The organism is Carnobacterium sp. 17-4, assembly GCF_000195575.1.
In the GTDB taxonomy this organism is placed as follows: domain Bacteria; phylum Bacillota; class Bacilli; order Lactobacillales; family Carnobacteriaceae; genus Carnobacterium_B.
In genome coordinates this window covers 2,472,533-2,491,439 of sequence record NC_015391.1, presented here as the reverse complement: position 1 = coordinate 2,491,439, position 18,907 = coordinate 2,472,533, and the positions used below count along the sequence as shown (strand labels likewise).

Annotated in this window: 16 protein-coding genes; 12 read left to right on the top strand and 4 right to left on the bottom strand. The window is 35.0% G+C overall.

Features of this window, described 5'->3' with window-relative positions; all coding sequences use genetic code 11:
* Positions 1 to 472 precede the first annotated feature (472 nt).
* Positions 473 to 2,008, top strand: a complete 1,536-nt coding sequence (locus tag CAR_RS11805; RefSeq protein WP_041556693.1) for a flavocytochrome c — start codon at positions 473 to 475, stop codon at positions 2,006 to 2,008.
* Positions 2,009 to 2,441: 433 nt separating this feature from the next.
* Positions 2,442 to 2,990 carry a YtxH domain-containing protein gene (locus CAR_RS11800; RefSeq protein ID WP_148229430.1) on the top strand — a complete coding sequence of 183 codons (549 nt, stop codon included), beginning with the start codon at positions 2,442 to 2,444 and terminating at the stop codon, positions 2,988 to 2,990.
* Between the two features lie 197 nt (positions 2,991 to 3,187).
* Here the strand turns inward: CAR_RS11800 and CAR_RS11795 are convergent, their stop codons facing one another.
* Entirely contained in the window at positions 3,188 to 3,526 is a 339-nt protein-coding gene (locus tag CAR_RS11795) for a winged helix-turn-helix transcriptional regulator (protein WP_013711965.1), read from the bottom strand.
* A gap of 123 nt (positions 3,527 to 3,649) precedes the next feature.
* On the opposite strand from CAR_RS11795, the gene CAR_RS11790 reads away from it, so the two are divergent.
* From CAR_RS11790 to gfa, 3 genes are all read left to right on the top strand, one after another.
* Positions 3,650 to 4,759: an S-(hydroxymethyl)glutathione dehydrogenase/class III alcohol dehydrogenase gene (locus CAR_RS11790; RefSeq protein WP_013711964.1), complete on the top strand. Its 1,110-nt coding sequence runs from the start codon at positions 3,650 to 3,652 to the stop codon at positions 4,757 to 4,759.
* 63 nt (positions 4,760 to 4,822) lie between these two features.
* The gene (gene fghA / locus CAR_RS11785; protein WP_041557015.1) at positions 4,823 to 5,671 is read left to right on the top strand and encodes an S-formylglutathione hydrolase; all 849 of its coding nucleotides are present in this window, start codon (positions 4,823 to 4,825) and stop codon (positions 5,669 to 5,671) included.
* 5 nt (positions 5,672 to 5,676) lie between these two features.
* Positions 5,677 to 6,258 (top strand): S-(hydroxymethyl)glutathione synthase, encoded by a 582-nt coding sequence (gene gfa / locus CAR_RS11780; RefSeq protein ID WP_013711962.1) that lies wholly within the window; start codon positions 5,677 to 5,679, stop codon positions 6,256 to 6,258.
* 723 nt (positions 6,259 to 6,981) lie between these two features.
* On the opposite strand, the gene CAR_RS11770 is transcribed toward gfa, so the two are convergent.
* The 3 genes from CAR_RS11770 to CAR_RS11760 all read right to left on the bottom strand — a co-directional run bounded on the left by CAR_RS11770 (position 6,982) and on the right by CAR_RS11760 (position 10,116).
* Positions 6,982 to 7,923, bottom strand: coding sequence for a 2-keto-3-deoxygluconate permease (locus CAR_RS11770; protein WP_041556689.1), 942 nt, complete (start codon positions 7,921 to 7,923; stop codon positions 6,982 to 6,984).
* A 660-nt stretch (positions 7,924 to 8,583) separates the two neighbouring features.
* Positions 8,584 to 8,901 (bottom strand): oxidoreductase, encoded by a 318-nt coding sequence (locus tag CAR_RS11765; protein ID WP_013711960.1) that lies wholly within the window; start codon positions 8,899 to 8,901, stop codon positions 8,584 to 8,586.
* A gap of 228 nt (positions 8,902 to 9,129) precedes the next feature.
* Entirely contained in the window at positions 9,130 to 10,116 is a 987-nt protein-coding gene (locus CAR_RS11760; protein WP_148229429.1) for an AraC family transcriptional regulator, read from the bottom strand.
* A gap of 463 nt (positions 10,117 to 10,579) precedes the next feature.
* Here CAR_RS11760 and rhaB point away from each other — a divergent pair, with 463 nt between their 5' ends.
* The 7 genes from rhaB to CAR_RS11725 all read left to right on the top strand — a co-directional run bounded on the left by rhaB (position 10,580) and on the right by CAR_RS11725 (position 18,749).
* Positions 10,580 to 12,043: a rhamnulokinase gene (gene rhaB, locus CAR_RS11755; RefSeq protein ID WP_013711958.1), complete on the top strand. Its 1,464-nt coding sequence runs from the start codon at positions 10,580 to 10,582 to the stop codon at positions 12,041 to 12,043.
* A gap of 12 nt (positions 12,044 to 12,055) precedes the next feature.
* Positions 12,056 to 13,315: an L-rhamnose isomerase gene (gene rhaA / locus CAR_RS11750; protein WP_238526699.1), complete on the top strand. Its 1,260-nt coding sequence runs from the start codon at positions 12,056 to 12,058 to the stop codon at positions 13,313 to 13,315.
* A 58-nt stretch (positions 13,316 to 13,373) separates the two neighbouring features.
* The gene (gene rhaD, locus CAR_RS11745) at positions 13,374 to 14,213 is read left to right on the top strand and encodes a rhamnulose-1-phosphate aldolase (RefSeq protein WP_013711956.1); all 840 of its coding nucleotides are present in this window, start codon (positions 13,374 to 13,376) and stop codon (positions 14,211 to 14,213) included.
* A 118-nt stretch (positions 14,214 to 14,331) separates the two neighbouring features.
* Positions 14,332 to 16,056, top strand: coding sequence for a cytosine permease (locus CAR_RS11740; protein ID WP_013711955.1), 1,725 nt, complete (start codon positions 14,332 to 14,334; stop codon positions 16,054 to 16,056).
* 94 nt (positions 16,057 to 16,150) lie between these two features.
* Positions 16,151 to 16,462 (top strand): L-rhamnose mutarotase, encoded by a 312-nt coding sequence (rhaM, locus tag CAR_RS11735; RefSeq protein WP_013711954.1) that lies wholly within the window; start codon positions 16,151 to 16,153, stop codon positions 16,460 to 16,462.
* 66 nt (positions 16,463 to 16,528) lie between these two features.
* Entirely contained in the window at positions 16,529 to 17,683 is a 1,155-nt protein-coding gene (gene fucO / locus CAR_RS11730) for a lactaldehyde reductase (protein ID WP_013711953.1), read from the top strand.
* A gap of 313 nt (positions 17,684 to 17,996) precedes the next feature.
* Complete coding sequence (locus CAR_RS11725) at positions 17,997 to 18,749, top strand: IclR family transcriptional regulator (protein WP_013711952.1); 753 nt, start codon at positions 17,997 to 17,999, stop codon at positions 18,747 to 18,749.
* The last annotated feature ends 158 nt before the right edge of the window (positions 18,750 to 18,907 follow it).

Sequence of the window (18,907 nt, the reverse complement as noted above, 5' to 3'; positions counted from 1 at the left end):
GTTTTTTAAAAAGTATCTGCTTAGCCTTTTCAATCATCAACATAACAAACAGGGCTACAATTGAGGACATAGAATGATAGCCATCGAGAAATTTTACTTTTTTAGTGATAAATTATTTTAAATGATAGTTAAAAATCGGATATTTTAATTCTGTCAAGGAATCATAGTGGAGTCAACGCAAAGATATGTAGATTAGAGAAAACAAATTAAATCTACTGAGTATTTTTTTCACTTTCCGAAAGGTAGGGAAATCTTAATATTTGAAAATGGTTATTTGTTAATTTGTTCAATTAATAACAAATTATTTATTTGGAAAAAAAGACTAATACACCTGTTTTTAGTCTCTTTCATTATGTTTTATTCATAGTATATTATTGTTTTGGGGTAAGATTGATTGTTTGTTCACAAATGCTGTGTTAAAATAGAAAAGTTGTTAAGGGTAGTTTGTTTTATAGATTTTAAGGAGGAAATTATGAAAAAGAATTCTTTTTGGTATGTTGTACTTATGTTTTGTGTTGGTATTTTTTTGGTATCCTGCGGAGTATCTGAAGCAGATGAGCAATCAAAAGATAGTGAAGCTGAAGAAAGCTCTGCTAAAGAAACCGAAGTCGAATCAGGGGCTTCAGAACAGGTTTATACGGATATTAGTGAATTAGAAGATAATTATGACATCGTTATTGTTGGTGGAGGTGGTGCTGGGATGACTGCAGCCATTGAAGCAAAAGATGCTGGTTTGAATCCAGTTATCTTAGAAAAAATGCCGGTTGCTGGAGGGAATACTTCGAAATCATCAAGTGGTATGAATGCTTCAACTACCAAAGTTCAAGAAGCGGAAGGCATTGAGGATAGCAATGATGCTTTTTACGAAGAAACGTTAGAGGGCGGACAGGGGACTAATGATAAAGAGTTATTACGTTACTTTGTGGATAACTCTTCTGCAGCAATTGATTGGCTAGATGAGAACGGGATCATATTAGATAACTTAACAATAACTGGTGGGATGAGTCAAAAAAGAACCCATCGTCCATCAGATGGTTCGGCAATTGGTGGTTATTTAGTTGAAGGATTATTAAAAAATGTTTATGAACGAGAAATTCCAATATTTGTAAATGCAGATGTGACGGACATCAAGGAAAACGACGGCAAAATTAATGAAGTAACAGTTGAAATCAATGGAGAAGAACCTAAAACTCTAACAGGTAAAGCGATTATCGTTACCACCGGAGGGTTTGGAGCAAGTGAAGCAATGATTGAAGAATTTAGACCAGACTTATCAGATTATGTAACAACTAATCAAAAGGGTAGTACTGGTGATGGCATTACAATGATTGGAAATATAGGCGGACAAACGATCGATATGAAACAAATACAAATCCATCCCACAGTTCAACAAGACAAAGGGATCTTAATAGGCGAAGTAGTTCGTGGCGAAGGAGCTATCCTCGTAAACCAAGAAGGAAAGCGATTTGTTAATGAGTTAAATACGCGGGATAAAGTTTCTGCAGCAATTACTGATTTGCCGGAAGAATCGGCTTACTTGGTTTTTGATCAAGGAGTACGTGACCGAGCAAAAGCAATCGATTTTTATGAAAAACAAGGGTATGTTGTGAGTGGTAAAAATATAGAAGAGTTAGCGGAGCAGATTGATGTACCTGCTAGTCAATTACAGAACACTATTGATACATGGAATCAAAGTGTTGCTAGTAAGACAGATGAAGAATTTGAACGCACTACTGCAATGGAAAATGCCTTAGCTAAACCAAGTTATTATGCGATACAAATTGCTCCAGGAATTCACTACACAATGGGTGGCGTAAAAATAAATACTCAAACCGAAGTGTTGAATAAAGATAGCCAACCAATTGAAGGCTTATACGCTGCTGGTGAATTAGTTGGAGGATTACATGGGAATAATCGGATTGGTGGAAACTCTGTTGCAGAAATTATTATTTTTGGACGCCAAGCTGGTCAGCAAGCTGCTGAATATGTGAAAAGTCAACAGCAATAAATTAATTCGGCAATGTACTATTTTAAATGGGAAAATATAACTCTTCACCGAAATGAAGTTTGAATAGCAAAGCCGTATAGGCTAGGTATGAGGTCAACTGCTAACAAGGTGGTTGGCCTTATTTCTTATAAAAAAAATCTTTACAGAGGAAATGTCTAACCTGCCTTTGAGCTGTCTGTTGGGATGAAGTACCGCATTTTTTGTATCTTATTCTGAAAAACTATCCGGTGAAATTACCCTATTGAAGAAGGAGTGGTTTCATGACACTAAAAAAGATGACTCTGTATAAACAGTGGAATGCAGATTTTTCTTTTATTCTTAATGCCTTTTGTTTTGGACATTACCTTTTGTGTTATATGATGTTTATAGAGATATTTATGCAACAGGTAGATGGCAAAATGGAGAAACAAAAATTGAAAGGAGCACGAATAAAATGAAAACATCAAAATTAATCAATATGGGTAAGGATTATGGACATGACGCATTTGATATGGCCAAAGACTATCTTCCATCAACACATCAGCTAGCTAAATCAAAGATGAAGACAGATAAGATACTTGCTAAGGGAGTCACTAAAGCAATGCCCAAAAAAGTAAAACGAATGGGATTAGCAAAATTAATTATTTTACCTCTAGTAGGAGCGGTAGCTGGGTTATTGTTTGCACCCAAATCTGGGAAAGAATTACGGACAGAGATAAAAGATAAGTTCATTGATGCAAAAGATACTGGCATCGAAAAAGGGGAAGAGTGGAAAGAAAAGGGAGTAGAAAAAGCTCAAGACTTAAAAGAAAACTACATGGACAAAACGGGTACAGAACATAAGAATGCTGATTCCGATGAATCAGGATCAGCACATGGAAATGTTCATGGTACACCGGCGGAACCAACCGAAGATCAAACCATTCCAGCTGATAAATTGGCTGAAACATTAGATGATCTAGGCTATGATTCTGAAGAAGAATTAGCAGAAGAAGAAAAATAATTAAATGAAAATAGGCCACCCTTTTTTGTCATCTTTACATGACAGAAAAGAGTGGCTTTTTTTTTGAAAATCGATATATAAGTCTAATATTTACCTAATCATGATTTTCCTAGTTCACTCTGTTATTTGGTCAACTAAAATACCATTTATACCTTTTTATATTGACTGTTTATGAACGGAATGCGTTGATAGCGACTTTATTTTGAATCTAGAAACTGATGGAAGGTTTCTCCCCAATCACAAATCGCTGTTACAATAGGCTCTAAGCTTAAGCCAATATCAGTTAATTTGTAATCAACCTTTGGGGGTACGACCGGATAAACAGTTCGTTGGATAATTTTGTCTTCTTCTAATTCTCTTAATTGACGGATCAGCATTCTTTGATTGACATCTGGTAATAATCTTTGAAGTTCACTTAGACGAAGTGGAGTTTCTTGCAACAGGGCCCAGACGATAGCGACTTTCCAACGGCCACCAATCACAGACAGCGCCAGGTCTTTATCCGTATAAAATTCCTTTCCTTTATGAATAATCATCTTAATCATATCCTCTCATATTTAAAATGAATTATTTGTTAAATTCATTAGTGACAAAAATGTCAGTATTAACATTTCTAACAGTATACAATACAATAGGATTATAAGAAAGAGGGTATAGATATGAAAAGTAGAGCAGCAGTAGCGTTTGGTCCAAATGAACCACTTAAAATTGTTGAGATCGATGTAGAAGAACCAAAAGATAATGAGGTATTAATTAAAATATTGTATACATCTGTTTGTCATACAGATGCATTTACATTGTCTGGAAATGATCCAGAAGGAGTTTTTCCAGCAATTTTAGGCCATGAAGGTGGAGGAGTAGTTGAATCTATAGGTAAAAATGTCACTTCTGTAAAACCAGGAGATCATGTTATACCACTTTATACAGCAGAATGTGGAAAGTGTGAATTTTGTCTTTCTGGCAAAACAAATTTATGCAGTGCAGTCCGTGAGACGCAGGGTAAAGGGTTAATGCCTGATGGAACGACTCGTTTTTCATATAAAGGAGAGCCGATTTATCATTATATGGGGACCAGCACTTTTAGTGAGTACACAGTAGTAAATGATATCAACTTAGTGAAAGTTGACGAAAATGCTCCTTTGGACAAAATTGCTTTACTTGGTTGTGGAGTTACTACAGGTCTGGGAGCGGTTAAAAATACTGCAAAAGTTGAAGAGGGCGCTGTAGCAGCTGTATTCGGTCTTGGTGCAATTGGTTTAGCCGCTATTCAAGGATTGAAGAAAGCAAATGCCAAACGCATCATTGCAATAGATATAAATCCTAGCAAATGGGAATTAGCTAGAAAGATGGGCGCAACTGACTTTGTTAATTCAAAAGAATATGATCGCCCAATCCAAGAAGTTATTGTAGAAATGACAAATGGTGGTGTAGATTACAGCTTTGAATGTATTGGTAACGTTGATGTAATGAGATCCGCACTTGAATCTTGCCATAAAGGATGGGGTGAAAGTATTATTCTTGGTGTAGCAGGTGCTGGCAAAGAAATCCAAACACGTCCATTCCAATTAGTTACTGGTCGTGTATGGCGTGGGTCAGCATTTGGTGGAGTAAAAGGAAGAACTGAATTACCAGGAATGGTTTTAGATTTCATGAATGGTGAAATTGATTTAGATTCATTTATTACGCACAACTTAGATTTTAAAGATATCAATGAAGCATTCGACCTGTTACACAAAGGTGAATCAATCCGTACTATTCTATCTTATTAAGAACTAAATTCCTTGATAAGTGGATTTCAACAGAAGAAATGAGGAGGAAGTGACATGTCAGAAATGGAACTTCTCGAAGAACATCGTATTTTTGACGGGGTACAGTATAAGTATCGTCATAATTCTAAATTATTGGATTGTCCGATGACATTCAGCTTGTTTTTACCAAATAAAGACAAATATCCTGAACCGCCTTTGCTATGGTGGCTGTCAGGGTTAACGTGCAATGATGATAATTTTACTCACAAAGCTGGAGCTCAAAGAGCAGCAGCACGTCTGGGAATAGCAATGATTATGCCGGATACTAGTCCGAGGGGTGAAGATATAGCTGACTCAGAAGACTATGATTTAGGGCAAGGAGCAGGCTTTTATATCAATGCTACTAAAGAACCGTGGGCTTCTCACTATAAAATGTATGACTATATAATGCATGAATTAACTTTTTTAGTACGGGATAAGTTTCATTTGAATGGATATGAGTTTATTTCAGGTCATTCTATGGGTGGTCACGGAGCATTGGTTTTAGGATTACGAAATCCAGAGCGATTCCAATCGATTACAGCATTTGCACCAATTGTTAATCCTAGCCAAGTACCATGGGGGATAAAAGCTTTTGAAAACTATCTCGGAAAGAATAAAGAAACTTGGGCTGAATGGGATGCATTGGAATTAATGAAGCACTATTCAGGTGAAAAAATACCAATCTTGATTGATCAAGGCGATGCAGACCCGTTCTATAAAAGAGAATTAGAGCCTTATAGGCTAGTCGAAGCTGCGAAAGAAAGTAATTACCCGTTAAATATTCGAATACAAAACGGACATGACCATAGTTATTATACAATTTCAACATTTATAGAAGAGCATCTCGAGTTTCATATGAATGAATTGAAAAATAATAAAACCAAGGAGTGAAGTATATGACAAACATTAAATTACACCCAAGATTAGATAATGGAATTCAAGATTATCCAGTAATAGAAGGATTCGTTGGGGGAACATTAACGTGTCTATGTGAGTCAAATAAAGTAGAAGTTAAAGTAGCTTCACAAACATTACACAATCATGCATGTGGCTGTTCTCAGTGTTGGAAACCAGAAAATGCTAGATTTTCTTTAGTGGCTGTAGTCTCTCGTGATACAGTTGAAGTTGTTAGCAATGAAGATAAGTTAGGAATAGTTGATGAAACAGCTGCAATTCAAAGACATTATTGTAAAGATTGTGGTGCTCATATGTATGGCCGTATAGAAAATACGGATCATGCATTTTACGGCTTAGACTTTGTTCATACAGAATTATCAGAAGAAAAAGGATGGTCTGCACCAAAATTTGCAGCATTCGTTTCATCTGTAATCGAAACAGGGACACCAGCTTCTAGCATGGCGGATATCCGTAAAGAATTAAATAATATGGGACTACCTACTTACGATGCCTTGTCTCCTGAGCTAATGGATTTAATCGCATCTAAAACTGCAGAACTAAAGGGAACCCTACAAGAATAAAAAATCCCTTTTCAAATACTAAGAGATAAGTTTTATTTAATTGAATCATTCATAGGTTTTTTTTGTTAAGAAGCTCTCAACACTCGAATAAGGAGTGTTTAAAGAGCTTCTTTTAATTTTAGAACGAAAAAATGTCATCCTATAACCCACCACTTCTTTAGTTATTTTGTCGATGAATGTGAGTTCTAATTTTAAACTAACCGCAATTTTTGTAATGGTCTTTATCCGTATATGTGTAAATTGGCACTTGGTGTCCATCAGCGATTTTTTGCGTGAACTCGTACTCTCTAAGTTCATTTGCTTGTTTCGGAGTAAACCTAATCGGGCTTAAATGACTGAGTAAAGGTATACGACTGGATTTTATTGTCTTTTCCATATCTGGTTCAACTCCTTTTGTACGGGTTGTAATTCAGCTGAGTGTCCTCAAAAATCTCTCGTTCACTCAACGTTCCACTCACTGTTTTTCTTCTCTGTCGTTCAGAAATTCATCTTACCACTAGAATGCTTTCGGTTTCCAGTAGCAAGATGGGTTTAAGGGCTTTGGACAAGCTATCGGTTTCGCCTTTAGGGCCAATAATTTCAAGAAATATAGAAAAATAAAGATCAGTTAATCTAAAGAACTTACTTAATTACTTAGAATAGACAAAAAACGGTAATTGCATTTTTGCAATTACCGTTTTTCAGCTACTGGGAGGTTTTGTCCCAGCCTCTTCATAGTAATATTTATTTAGAAACGACAGAGTGTTCTTTGTTGTATACCTTACGAACAAGCACAGGTGTCAGCAAGGCTGTAATGATTGTTGCCGTAACAATTTGTGCTGTGGCTCCTGCCACAAAAGGAGATAGAGCAGGATTCGCTTGAGCAATGATTGCTGGGAAGGACGCTGAAACTCCTGCCACAGACGTCATGGATAATCCTACTACTCCATCTTTCTTTAATAAATTCTTATCGGTTAGATATAACGGACTCATGAAGAAATAGAATACAAAAACAAGAAGCAATCCATAAACTCCGGATTGCACTCCTTCAATCAAGTTCATCCCTTGACCAATGTTCCAGCCAAGTATCGGAAGCAGTACACCAATTGCAGGACCAAACAACTTCGGAAAGTCTTTGTCTAAATTACCTAAAATAATCCCTAAAATAAGTGGCAAGATTGTTGAAATAATTGGCATCCAATCGATGGCACCTTGACCAGAAATCGCATAAATAAACATTGGAGCTGCCGGGATTCCGAATAATCCTATTAATCCAAATGCAGCTACGTCGATTTCGTCTCCAAAATCCTTTGTCAGTGAAATGTAAAGAGCTGGATTAATACTACAAAGGGCTACAATAAAAGCCAATGCACTAATGCCAAAAATACCCGATTGTCCAAAGAATGTAACATATAACAAGCCTAATACTACACATAAAATGAACTTCACGAGCAATAACACTCCATGATGTTTAAGGAGTTTCCCAATCGTTTTGAAATTAATGCCCATTCCCGAAACAAAACTCAGCATTCCTATTATAAAAGCTGTTCCGCTCCCACCAAGGAAAGCATCTGTCACTCCACCAAGGTTACTAAATAAGTTTGGCCATATCGTATATACGAGGGCGCTTAATATCATCGGGACCAAAAATGTTCCGGCCGGGATTCTACTCATAAACTTTACCATCTTTTGTCCTCCTTTTAATTTTTATATCCTATTTTTGTGGTTCCTGATCAGTACTTACCAAGTATACCGCCTTTAAAAAATAAAAATAGGGCGTTTATTACGAAAAACGTCCGTGTTTTTGCTGTCATCCAATAAAATTAAACCTGAAAGCAAATAACAAGGGGACATTTTCGTCCTAAAACCCTTTCATCGCTTTATAACTACCAGATATTCTGTATAGAGGCACAAAAGATGTCCACCGTTCAACTTTTGAACGGTGGATGTCTTTTGCATCATTTAATGTGGTTTTTAACAGGGCTGGCAAAATAACGAAATGAAATAGCTCTTTTCCTTTCCTTTCTAAACGATTGTGATTGCTCTGCGAAATTCGATTAGTTGGATGGCATTGCTTGTCAATGAAGCAAAGAAGCCCCAAGTAAGAATCCAAAAAAGCAAAAAAGATAGCACTTGAAAAAAACATTTACGTAAACTAAGAGATGACCTTTTATCGTGCAAGAAGAAATATAGAGATCACGATCAAGTATTTAATTCAATAAATGAAATCATGTATTGATCAAAAAAAGGGCTCTACTGATTAAACAGCGGCAGAGTCCTTTTTTATCTGGATTGTAAATGGAATCCAAATAAAGAAGCGCTCTACAAAAATGTAGAACGCTTCTATTACTTACAATTAATTAAAAAGTCCAAAGCCACCATTCCAGCTAATTTTTCAGAACCATCTAGAGTCAATTGTAGGAATCCTAAAGCTTCCAATTCGCATGCTCTCTTCAAAGAATCAGCATCAAGAGTTGCTAAACCACTACCATCTAGAGCATCAAAAATTTGATTCTTAGCGTCAGCGTCGTCATCTGCAACTAAAACAGTTGTTTGGTAATCCTCACCAATAGTTTTGCTTGTTAAAGTTCCAGCAAAAGTTGTATTGAAAGCTTTCAATACTTTAGAGTTTGGAAGTACTTTTTGAACTTCAGCTGCTATCAAGGTATTTGAAAGCTGAGGAGTGAAACAGGTTTATGGGTTTCCAGCTGGATTGTTGAACTCGTAAATTGATGCTTTAAAGATGACGATTATGCTAAAATCGATAAAACGCAAGGAGTAGTCGGATTCACGGTCACTAAAATCATAGAATAATTCATCTAGTTTAGAAAGTTATAAACAAACCCGAAAAGCTTTATTTTTAAATTGACTAGGAAATACTATTATAAGGGATTATCTTAAATTTCTTACCTTATTTGGAGTGGTTTCAAAATATTCTCGATATTTTTTGTAAAACTGTGTTTTATTAAAATATCCTACATATTCTGCAATTGACTCGATATTTGCATTTGTTGAAAGAATTAATCTATGAGCTTCTTTCAAACGTTGTTCAGTGACCAATTCTTTAAAATTTTTACCTGTTTTTTCTTTGATTGTATTCGATAAATAATTTTTATTATATCCCAATTCAGCTGCTAGACTTGATAAAGTGATGTCTCGATAGTTGTTCTCAATTTTTTGAAGAACTCTCAGAGGTAAATCAACATTAGTAATACCCTCATAAATTTTAGACAGTTGTGAATGATAAACTCGAGAAAGTTGTAAAAATAGAACTTGAGAGTATGAGTTTAGCAATTCTTTTGTTAAATTATGTTGAGAAAAGAATTCAACAATCATTTGTTCAAAAGTTATTTGTATTTCTAAGTGATTATTAATATCTAAGATCAAAAAATTATCTTGATAACCTGAGCCTAAAATAGCGCTCATCAAAAAATTATAAGTAAGACTGGAATTTTGGTTATCAATATTTTTAAGCATATCAATATTCATATCACTTGTACGGAATAAAAAGTTGATTAATAAGTCTTTTTCACCTAATGGCAGTAACTCATGTTTGCTATTAGTATCTAAAAGAAGAACTTGTTTCTCTTTTAAAATAATTTTTTCCCCGTTGACTATTTGCTTAGATTGACCAGAAAGCATGTAATTGAATTCCAAAAATTGATGAGAATGTAATGGATAAGAAGCAAATCTACGGTGTTTTCTAATAATAATACTTTGTGAATCATAAAACAATTTTTCGCGAATAACTAAATGTAACTGTTTTTCTATCTCGTATTCTTCTGTAAATTCTTCAATGAATTTTCCTGTTCTTTTCTGCTTGGTCTCTAGTAGATCCAAAGGTGAAAAAAAGTCTTCAATGTTATCTTTCAATATCATCATCCCCTGTAAAAGTGATACTTATAGTATGACTTTTTGATATTGTTTGCCTGATGTAAGCGTTCTATACTGTAAGTGTATCAAAGAGATAACATGAATGCAAGAGAACAACTGTCTCCTTATCAATGTTGGCAGGATATTTAAGAGAGTTCCTCAGTTGTCCGTATATATATTTTTCATATGATAATGTCTGTAAAAACGTTACTTTTTTTTACAACTAGTCATATAGGAATATCTTCTCCTGCAATACATTATTATTTTTCATGTAGGTTACAACCATGCACACAGGTTTCTTATTCTGTCTAATCTTTAAGAAATTAAAGTTAACTACTTTACCAGGTTTGTTTTTTTTCAGATGATAATACTAGTGATTATCATCACAATACTAGCTATTAAAAAGAGGAGCGGATACTAGTGGCTTAAATATGAGTTTTAACTAAAATAATTCTAGGAGGAAATAGTAGTGGATTACATTGCAATTGATATTGGTGCTTCTAGTGGTCGATTGATTCACGCGAACTTTCAAAATTTAGGTGGATTTAAACTAGAAGAGATTCATCGTTTTAAAAATGAGTTTCAAGATAAGGACGGAACTGACTACTGGAACTTTAACAATCTTGTTTCTGAAATCTTGAATGGTTTAGTAGAAGTAAAGAGAAAAGGCATTAATGAATGTTATGTAGGCATTGATACTTGGGGTGTTGATTATGCCTTAGTTGGTGAAAATAATAGCTTTTTAAGTGATCCTGTCAGCTATCGAGATAGCCGTACTAAAAGTGTTTTACAAGATTTTACTTCAAAAATGTCATTAGAAAATTTATACAAAAAAACTGGTATTCAATTGCAACCCTTCAACACAGTATTTCAACTCTTCGTAGAAGATAAAGAAAAATTGGGAAGAGCAGATAAATTATTATTGATACCTGATCTTTTGGGTTACATCTTTACAGGTAAAGCAGTAACAGAAAAGACAAATGCTTCAACTATGCAACTGCTGAATTTGAAATCTCGTAAATTGGACAGTGATGTGTTAGATGTCTTAGGAATAGATGAAGAAATTTTCCCACCCCTGACAGAGCCAGGACAAATATTAGGTGAGATTCAATATGATAAATTTCCTAACTATGATTTACCAAAAGTTACTTTCATTAATGTTGCTTCTCATGATACAGCTTCTGCTGTAGTGGGAACACCAGGTGAAGGAGAAGAATGGGCCTATATTAGTTCAGGTACTTGGTCATTGATGGGTGTAGAAATTCCTGAAGGGATAGCGACCAAAGAAGCCTTTGATTCCAATTTTACAAATGAGTGGGGAGTTCAAGGAACCATACGCTTTCTTAAAAACATTATGGGAATGTGGTTGATTCAAGAAGTAGCGAGGATGCAAGATTATAAATACAGTTATGCAGAATTAGCAAAAATGGCCAGTCAAGAAGCAGCATTCCAACAATTTATCAATGTGAATGACAGTCGCTTCTTAAATCCAAAAAATATGATTGAAGAGCTACAAACATATTGTCGCGAAACGGGTCAAAAAATTCCTGAAACACCAGGAGAGTTGGCTCGTTGTATTTATGATAACTTGGCATTGTGTTATGCGGTGGAACTGGAAAATCTAGAAAAGATCACTGGACGTAACCTTTCTAAGCTTCATATAGTAGGTGGGGGTTCAAACAATAAATTTTTGAACCAATTAACAGCTGACATATGTAATATCGAAGTGGAAGCAGGTCCAGTGGAAGCAACTGCAATTGGTAATTTAATAGTGCAAATGATTGCTACGCAAGGATACGGCACTTTAGAACAAGCACGAGAAGATATCCGAAACTCGGTAGATTTAGAACGTTATTTTCCGAAGAATCCTTTAGAAATTAAGGAAGCAATTAAAGGTTATAAAAATTTTATTGATAAAAAACAATTAGTTTAAAGGAGAATGAAAATGGAAAACAAGGTAGAACAACGTTATGAAGATGCAAAAGCAAGATATACAGAAATAGGTGTGGATACTGATAAAGCGTTAGAAAAATTACAAAACATTAAAATTTCAATGCATTGCTGGCAAGGTGATGATGTAACAGGTTTTTTAAACCCAGAGGGAGAACTGACTGGAGGAATTATGTCAACTGGAAATTATCCTGGTGCAGCGCATACCCCAATACAATTACGACAAGATTTAGAAAAGGCATATTCACTTATTCCGGGAAAACATAAATTGAATCTACATGCTATGTATCTAGATACAGACGAAAAAGTTGACTTAAACGAAATTGAACCAAAACACTTTAAAAAATGGGTAGATTGGGCAAAAGAACAAGGTGTAGGACTTGATTTCAATCCAACATTCTTTTCACATCCAATGATGAAGGATGGTTACACGTTGGCACATCCGGACAAAGAAGTTCGTAACTTTTGGATTGAACATGGTAAACGTTGCCGGAAAATTGCTGAATATTTTGGCAAAGAATTAGGTCAAGTAAGTATCGATAACTTCTGGGTACCAGATGGTATGAAAGATAATCCTATTGATCGTTATAGTCCGAGAAAGCGCTTGATGGAATCATTAGATGAAATTTTTAGTGAAGAAATAGATGAACGCTTTACACAAGATGCTGTTGAAAGTAAAGTATTTGGTTTAGGTGCTGAAGCTTATACGGTAGGTTCTCATGAATTTTACATGGGTTATGGGTTGACTCGCGATAAGCTAATTTGTTTGGATGCAGGGCACTTCCATCCAACAGAAGTAATCTCTAACAAGTTAACTTCAGTTGCTTTATTTAGTAAAGGGATTATGTTACATGTTAGTCGACCAGTTCGTTGGGATTCTGATCATGTGGTAATTATGGATGATGAATTACAAGAGATTGGTAAAGAATTAGTTCGCAATAACCTTTTAGAAAAAACAAATATCGGTCTTGATTTCTTTGATGCTTCGATTAACCGAATCGCAGCGTGGGTAGTCGGAACTCGTAATACACAAAAAGCTTTACTTAAAGCGATGCTCGAACCTACTCAAGAATTAAAAGATATGGAATTAAAATTTGATTATACTTCACGCATGGTTTATACAGAGGAGTTAAAAGACTTTCCCTATGGAGATGTCTGGAATTATTTCTGCTACAAAAATAATGTTCCAGTTGGGATGGATTGGTTAAATGAAGTTCAACAATATGAGGATGGCGTATTGAACAAGCGTGGTTAAGTTTATATAGATAGCTAACCGTAATATTTAGAATATAAAAAATGGAGGCACTACTACTATGAAAGTAAAAGACATTTTAGAATCAGTATTCGTAAAAGAAATGATAGAAGTGACAACAAACTTGTACAACCATGGTTGGGATGAACGAAATGGAGGCAATGTTAGTTATTTATTAAAGGAAGAGGAAGTCACTCCTTATATTGATATAAATAAAGTTATTCGTGAAATTCCAATGCAATTTGACGCAAGTGAGCTAGCCACAAAAATCTTTCTAGTAACAGGATCGGGAAAATATTTCAAAAACGTTGAAAATGCCCCAGTTAAAAATATCGGCTTGATTCGTATTAAAGAAGATGGTAGGTCTCTAGAATTACTTTGGGGGCTTGAAGATGAAGCTGTTCCTACCAGTGAATTGCCAAGTCATTTAATGACTCACATATCTCGTCTTTCTGTTGACCCAAACAATCGAATAGTTATGCATTGTCATGCAAGCCATTTATTAGCAATGACTTATTCGCATGATTTAGATGAAAAATCATTTACTCGTACTTTGTGGAAGATGTGTACTGAATGTTTAGTTGTTTTTCCAGAAGGAGTTTCTATAATTCCTTGGTTAGTACCAGGAACAAATGAAATTGGAGAAGCGACAGCTGAAAAAATGAAAGAAACACGTCTAGTAGTGTGGCCTCATCATGGTATCTACGGTGCCGGTAAAGATATGGATGAAGTTTATGGATTAATTGAAACAGCTGAGAAAGCAGCAGAAGTGTACACTTATGTTCAAGCTCAGGGAGGGATAAAACAGACTATTACAGATGAACAACTGTTAGATTTGGCAGAAGCATTTGGAGTTGTCCCTAGAAAAGAATTTTTAGAAAGTCCAATAGCTATACACTAATAGCCAATTGGGAAGGAAGCCGAATATTGAAGAATAAACTTAGAATCTAATTTTATCTAATTATTCTTCATATCTATCGGTAAGAAATTCAATGAAATAATGGAGAAGAGGTAAAATAATGGAAGAAAAGTATTTAGAGTTAGCACGTTCTGTACCCCGAGAAGACCGTCCAGTATCTAAGAATAAATTATCTGGATTGGGTAATTTCTTTGGTCTTTATGGTGGTGAACATATTGCAGCTACTGAGTTTGTAATCGGTGCGACCATGGTTACTTGGGGAGTGACGACACGAGAAATCATTGTTGGATTACTAATAGGAAACCTGTTAGCTACATTAACTTATGCGTTCCTGTGTGCCCCCATCGCAGTCGATACACGTAAGACACTTTATTCATACTTACGTGAAGTACTTGGTCCTTATATGCAAAAAATCTACAATGTTGTTTGGGGATTAGCTTCTATTGCCATGGCCAGTTCGATGTTAAATGTGTCAGCTTCTGCATTAAGGGTAATATTTGGTATCACCCCTCAATTAGAATGGTATCCGACTAGTTTTAAATTTATTTTGTTGGTACTCCTATTAGGGGTTATCGTAACTATTGTTGCAGCAAATGGTTTTGAAGCGGTAGCTAAATTTTCTGCAATATGTGTTCCTTGGATGATTGCAATATTTTTTGCTGGTGCAATGATTAGCCTACCAGTGTTGGCTGCCCAAACTGGTTACGGAGAGATCAATTCCTTGAAAGATTTTCTAAATATAGCTGATGCTAGTATTTGGACCGGTTCTGCTGTTGGTGGTGGTGAAAGGTTGGGTACTATTCATGTGATTGGGTTTGCATGGATGTGTAATCTTGCATATCATGGCGGATTAAACGATATGTCGTTACTTAGATTCGCTAAGCGTTCTAGTTATGGATTTGTAACCGGTTACGGAATGTACATTGGCCATTTTTTTGCATGGATAAGTGCTGGGGTCATGGGTGCAACTGCTGCTAATGTATTAGGACAATCATTATCAGTCCTTGATTCAGGAGCAGTCATGAGTACTATTTTTGGGTTAACTGGCTTGCTTGCTGTTGTTGTAGCGGGGTGGACCACAGCAAATCCTAATATTTATCGTGCGGCATTGTCATTTGGAACCTTTTTCCCTAAAACAAGTATAAAAAAGGTTAGTTATATTGTTGGTATTGTGACTACTTTAATTGCAATGTTTCCTATAGTTGCCAATATTATGGTAATTGTTAATGTTATTGTACTTGTTGTTCCAACTATAGGGGCTATTGTTCTTGCTGAGCACTGGATTCTTCCTAAACTAGGTGGGACTCGTTATTGGTCCAAGTATAAGGGATGGAAAATAAATTATGCTGGGCTTATTGCTTGGGGAATCTCTCTAATGTTCGTAATTACTGTCAGTGCAACTGGATTGATCCATTCTTACTTATTGTTCCTACCAAACTATTTGTTAGCAATGGGTAGCTACATCTTCCTTGCTCTTAGGATGGGTGCTCGAGAAGATTATGCAGAGCAAGTGGAAGAAGATAAAAAATTGTCAGAAGCGATAGATATAATTAATGATGAAGAAAATCCTGTTAATGATAGTGAAACACAGACTCTTCCAGGATTAATAAAGGGAATAAAATGGATTTCTTATCTATTCTTAATTATTTTGATTGTACTCTCCATATTTACTTTTAATGGTAATTATTCTGTTGAAAGTATGAAAGCTACATCTATATGGCTTACACTCCTTTACTTCATTTTCGGAGGATTCCCAACCATTTATAAGTTCCGTTTAAAAAATAAAAATAAACTAACAGAAAATTTAGAAAGACAAATTGAGTGATTTATAGAATCAGTAAGATCTCTTTCGTTTAATATAAACTATAGACACTTAAGGTTATTACGGCAATATATAAATTCTAATGGAGGAAATATAGATGCTAAAAAAAGGATTCAAAATGAAAATTTATCCAGACAAGCAGAAAGAATATGAAAAAAGGCATGGCCAACTGTGGCCTGAAATGAGACAAATGTTAAAAGAGCACGGTGCCATCAGTTACTCAATATTTATAGATCCCGAAACGGATTATTTATTTGGTTATCTTGAAATAGAAGATGAAAACAAGTGGACAGGCACTGCCGAAACCGAAATTAATCAAAAATGGTGGAACTATATGAAAGATATAATGGAAACCAACCTAGATAACTCACCAGTTACAATTGATTTAAAACAAGTCTTTGAATTATAGGAAAAGTAACATTTATTACTTTTTATTATCAGATTATATGAGCAAACACACAAAGGAGAGAAAAAAATGTCAGTAAACCGTATGGTATTGAACGAAACTTCTTATTTTGGTAAAGGAGCAATCAAAGAAGTAGCAATTGAGGCAAAAAAGAGAGGATTTAAAAAGGCTCTAGTTGTTACGGATAAAGGATTAATGAAATTTGAAGTGGCAACAAAGGTAACAGCAATTTTGGATGAAGCTGGTTTAGACTATAAAATTTATGATGGGATTGTACCGAATCCAACAATTGGTGATGTACAATCGGGAGTAAAGGCTTGTAAAGATGCAAAGGCTGATTATATTGTAGCTATTGGTGGCGGATCGCCAATTGATACAGCAAAGGCAATCGGTATTATAGTTAAGAATCCTGAATTTGAAGATGTCCTTAGTTTAGAGGGTGTAGCAGATACGAAAAAAAAAGCACTTCCAATTTTGGCAATACCAACGACCTCTGGAACAGCTGCGGAAGTAACGATTAACTATGTAATCACTGATGAATCCAACCACCGGAAATTCGTTTGTGTTGACCCTCACGATATTCCTATTGTCGCTTTTGTAGACAGTGACATGATGATGGGAATGCCAAAAGGTCTATGTGCTTCTACTGGTATGGATGCATTAACCCACGCCATTGAAGGATATGTTACTAAAGGCGCATGGGAAATGACTGATATGTTGCACATTAAAGCAATTAAAATTATTAGCCATTCATTACGTGATTCGGTTGCTGGAAAACAAAAAGCACGTGAAGAAATGGCATTAGGACAATATATTGCTGGTATGGGATTTTCTAATGTCGGTCTAGGATTAGTACATGGTATGGCTCACCCATTGAGTGCTTGGTATAACATACCTCATGGGGTTGCATGTGCAACACTGCTACCACTTATTATGGAGTACAATAAAGAATTTACTGACGAAAAATATCGAGACATTGCAGTTAATATGAGTGTTGAAGGAGCAGAAGATATGTTACTATCCGAAGTTCGCGATGCTACTGTTCAAGTGGTAAAACAACTAGGTATTGATGTAGGGATTCCACAAAACCTTTCAGAATTAGGTGTTAAATCAGAAGATATTCTACAAATTGCTGAAGATGCTTTTCGTGATGTTTGCACATCAGGAAATCCACGTGATACTTCTGTAAAGGAAATTATTGAACTTTATAAATCAATGTTTTAATTTTAGCTCGTTAACAATTATTTTTGAAAAACCAACCAGCATAGATAAGATGCTAGTTGGTTTTTTTGTTCTCCATATAGATTTTGGATTGTTCAACTAATTAGAAGACTATAGTCAAAACTACATTGCAGCGAATATCTTTTTATCTAGTTTATTTACTTTTTTTGATGTGTAAAACCTAAGATGGGAAGTAACATGGATAGTTTGCTTCTATTGATATTTTCAAGATAATATTGGTCTATAAAATCTATTTTGGTTCAAATATTGTTAATATGGTAAGATACAGTGTCACCTAAATTAAGGAGGAAAGGCCTTGGAAAAAAAGTTATATGGTACTGTACTTATTAAAGCTGCTAAAATTATTGATGTATTATCAGAGAATGGCGAACAAACCATCCAAATGATATCTCAAAAAACTCAGATAACAGCTTCTACAGTTACTAAAATTTTAGAAACATTAATCTTTATCAGTTATGTAGCTAAAAATGAAGATACAAAAAAGTATCGTTTGGGAACCAAATTTTTACACTATCGATTTAGTAAAATAGCTGAGCAAGAGTTAGTCGATATAACGGAACCTTTTTTAGAAGAACTGCAGTCAAAAGTTGATGAAACCATTCATCTGGCAATTCCTTTAAAAAATGAAGTAGTGTATTTAAATAAATTAGAACCTAAAAATCAAAATATCTATATGTCCTCAAAAATTGGAATGACCAGATCTTTATATAGTTCAGGAATGGGGAAAATTGTTCTCAGTTCTTTTGATGATAAGGATATAAAAGAATATCTCAATAATACTATTTTAGAAGCTAAGACATCGTACACAATCACAGATCCTAAAGATCTTTGGAAAGAAATCGAAAAAATGCGTAGTTTAGGCTATGCAATTGATGATGAAGAACAAGAACTTGATTGTTACTGTATCGCTACTACTTTAAAAAAAGAGGGTAAGGTCATTGGTGCAATGAGTATGAGTGTGCCAAAATTTAGAATGACTTCCGATTATCAATCAAAAATTATACGAAGTCTTATGGAAACAAAAGAGAAAATTGAGGACATACTTTAATGGTTCTACATCAATTGAGTTCCTCCTAGGGGAGTTTTGTCTAGTATCATTTTATAAGAGAACTTATTTATTATACAAACGCGTTCATATAAAAAATCAGCGTCTGATCCTTATTTACTAAGGATCAGACGCTGATTTTTATTCATGGATAGGAAGAG

What these genes read in the sequence shown, in the direction of transcription:
- CAR_RS11790 (WP_013711964.1), top strand. Translation starts at nt 3,650, where the DNA reads ATGAAAAGTAGAGCAGCAGTAGCGTTTGGTCCAAATGAACCACTTAAA.
- CAR_RS11740 (WP_013711955.1), top strand. Translation starts at nt 14,332, where the DNA reads ATGGAAGAAAAGTATTTAGAGTTAGCACGTTCTGTACCCCGAGAAGAC.
- CAR_RS11800 (WP_148229430.1), top strand. Translation starts at nt 2,442, where the DNA reads ATGAAAACATCAAAATTAATCAATATGGGTAAGGATTATGGACATGAC.
- rhaA (WP_238526699.1), top strand. Translation starts at nt 12,056, where the DNA reads ATGGAAAACAAGGTAGAACAACGTTATGAAGATGCAAAAGCAAGATAT.
- fucO (WP_013711953.1), top strand. Translation starts at nt 16,529, where the DNA reads ATGTCAGTAAACCGTATGGTATTGAACGAAACTTCTTATTTTGGTAAA.
- rhaD (WP_013711956.1), top strand. Translation starts at nt 13,374, where the DNA reads ATGAAAGTAAAAGACATTTTAGAATCAGTATTCGTAAAAGAAATGATA.
- CAR_RS11770 (WP_041556689.1), bottom strand. Translation starts at nt 7,923, where the DNA reads ATGGTAAAGTTTATGAGTAGAATCCCGGCCGGAACATTTTTGGTCCCG.
- gfa (WP_013711962.1), top strand. Translation starts at nt 5,677, where the DNA reads ATGACAAACATTAAATTACACCCAAGATTAGATAATGGAATTCAAGAT.
- fghA (WP_041557015.1), top strand. Translation starts at nt 4,823, where the DNA reads ATGGAACTTCTCGAAGAACATCGTATTTTTGACGGGGTACAGTATAAG.
- rhaM (WP_013711954.1), top strand. Translation starts at nt 16,151, where the DNA reads ATGCTAAAAAAAGGATTCAAAATGAAAATTTATCCAGACAAGCAGAAA.
- CAR_RS11805 (WP_041556693.1), top strand. Translation starts at nt 473, where the DNA reads ATGAAAAAGAATTCTTTTTGGTATGTTGTACTTATGTTTTGTGTTGGT.
- CAR_RS11760 (WP_148229429.1), bottom strand. Translation starts at nt 10,116, where the DNA reads ATGATATTGAAAGATAACATTGAAGACTTTTTTTCACCTTTGGATCTA.
- CAR_RS11795 (WP_013711965.1), bottom strand. Translation starts at nt 3,526, where the DNA reads ATGATTATTCATAAAGGAAAGGAATTTTATACGGATAAAGACCTGGCG.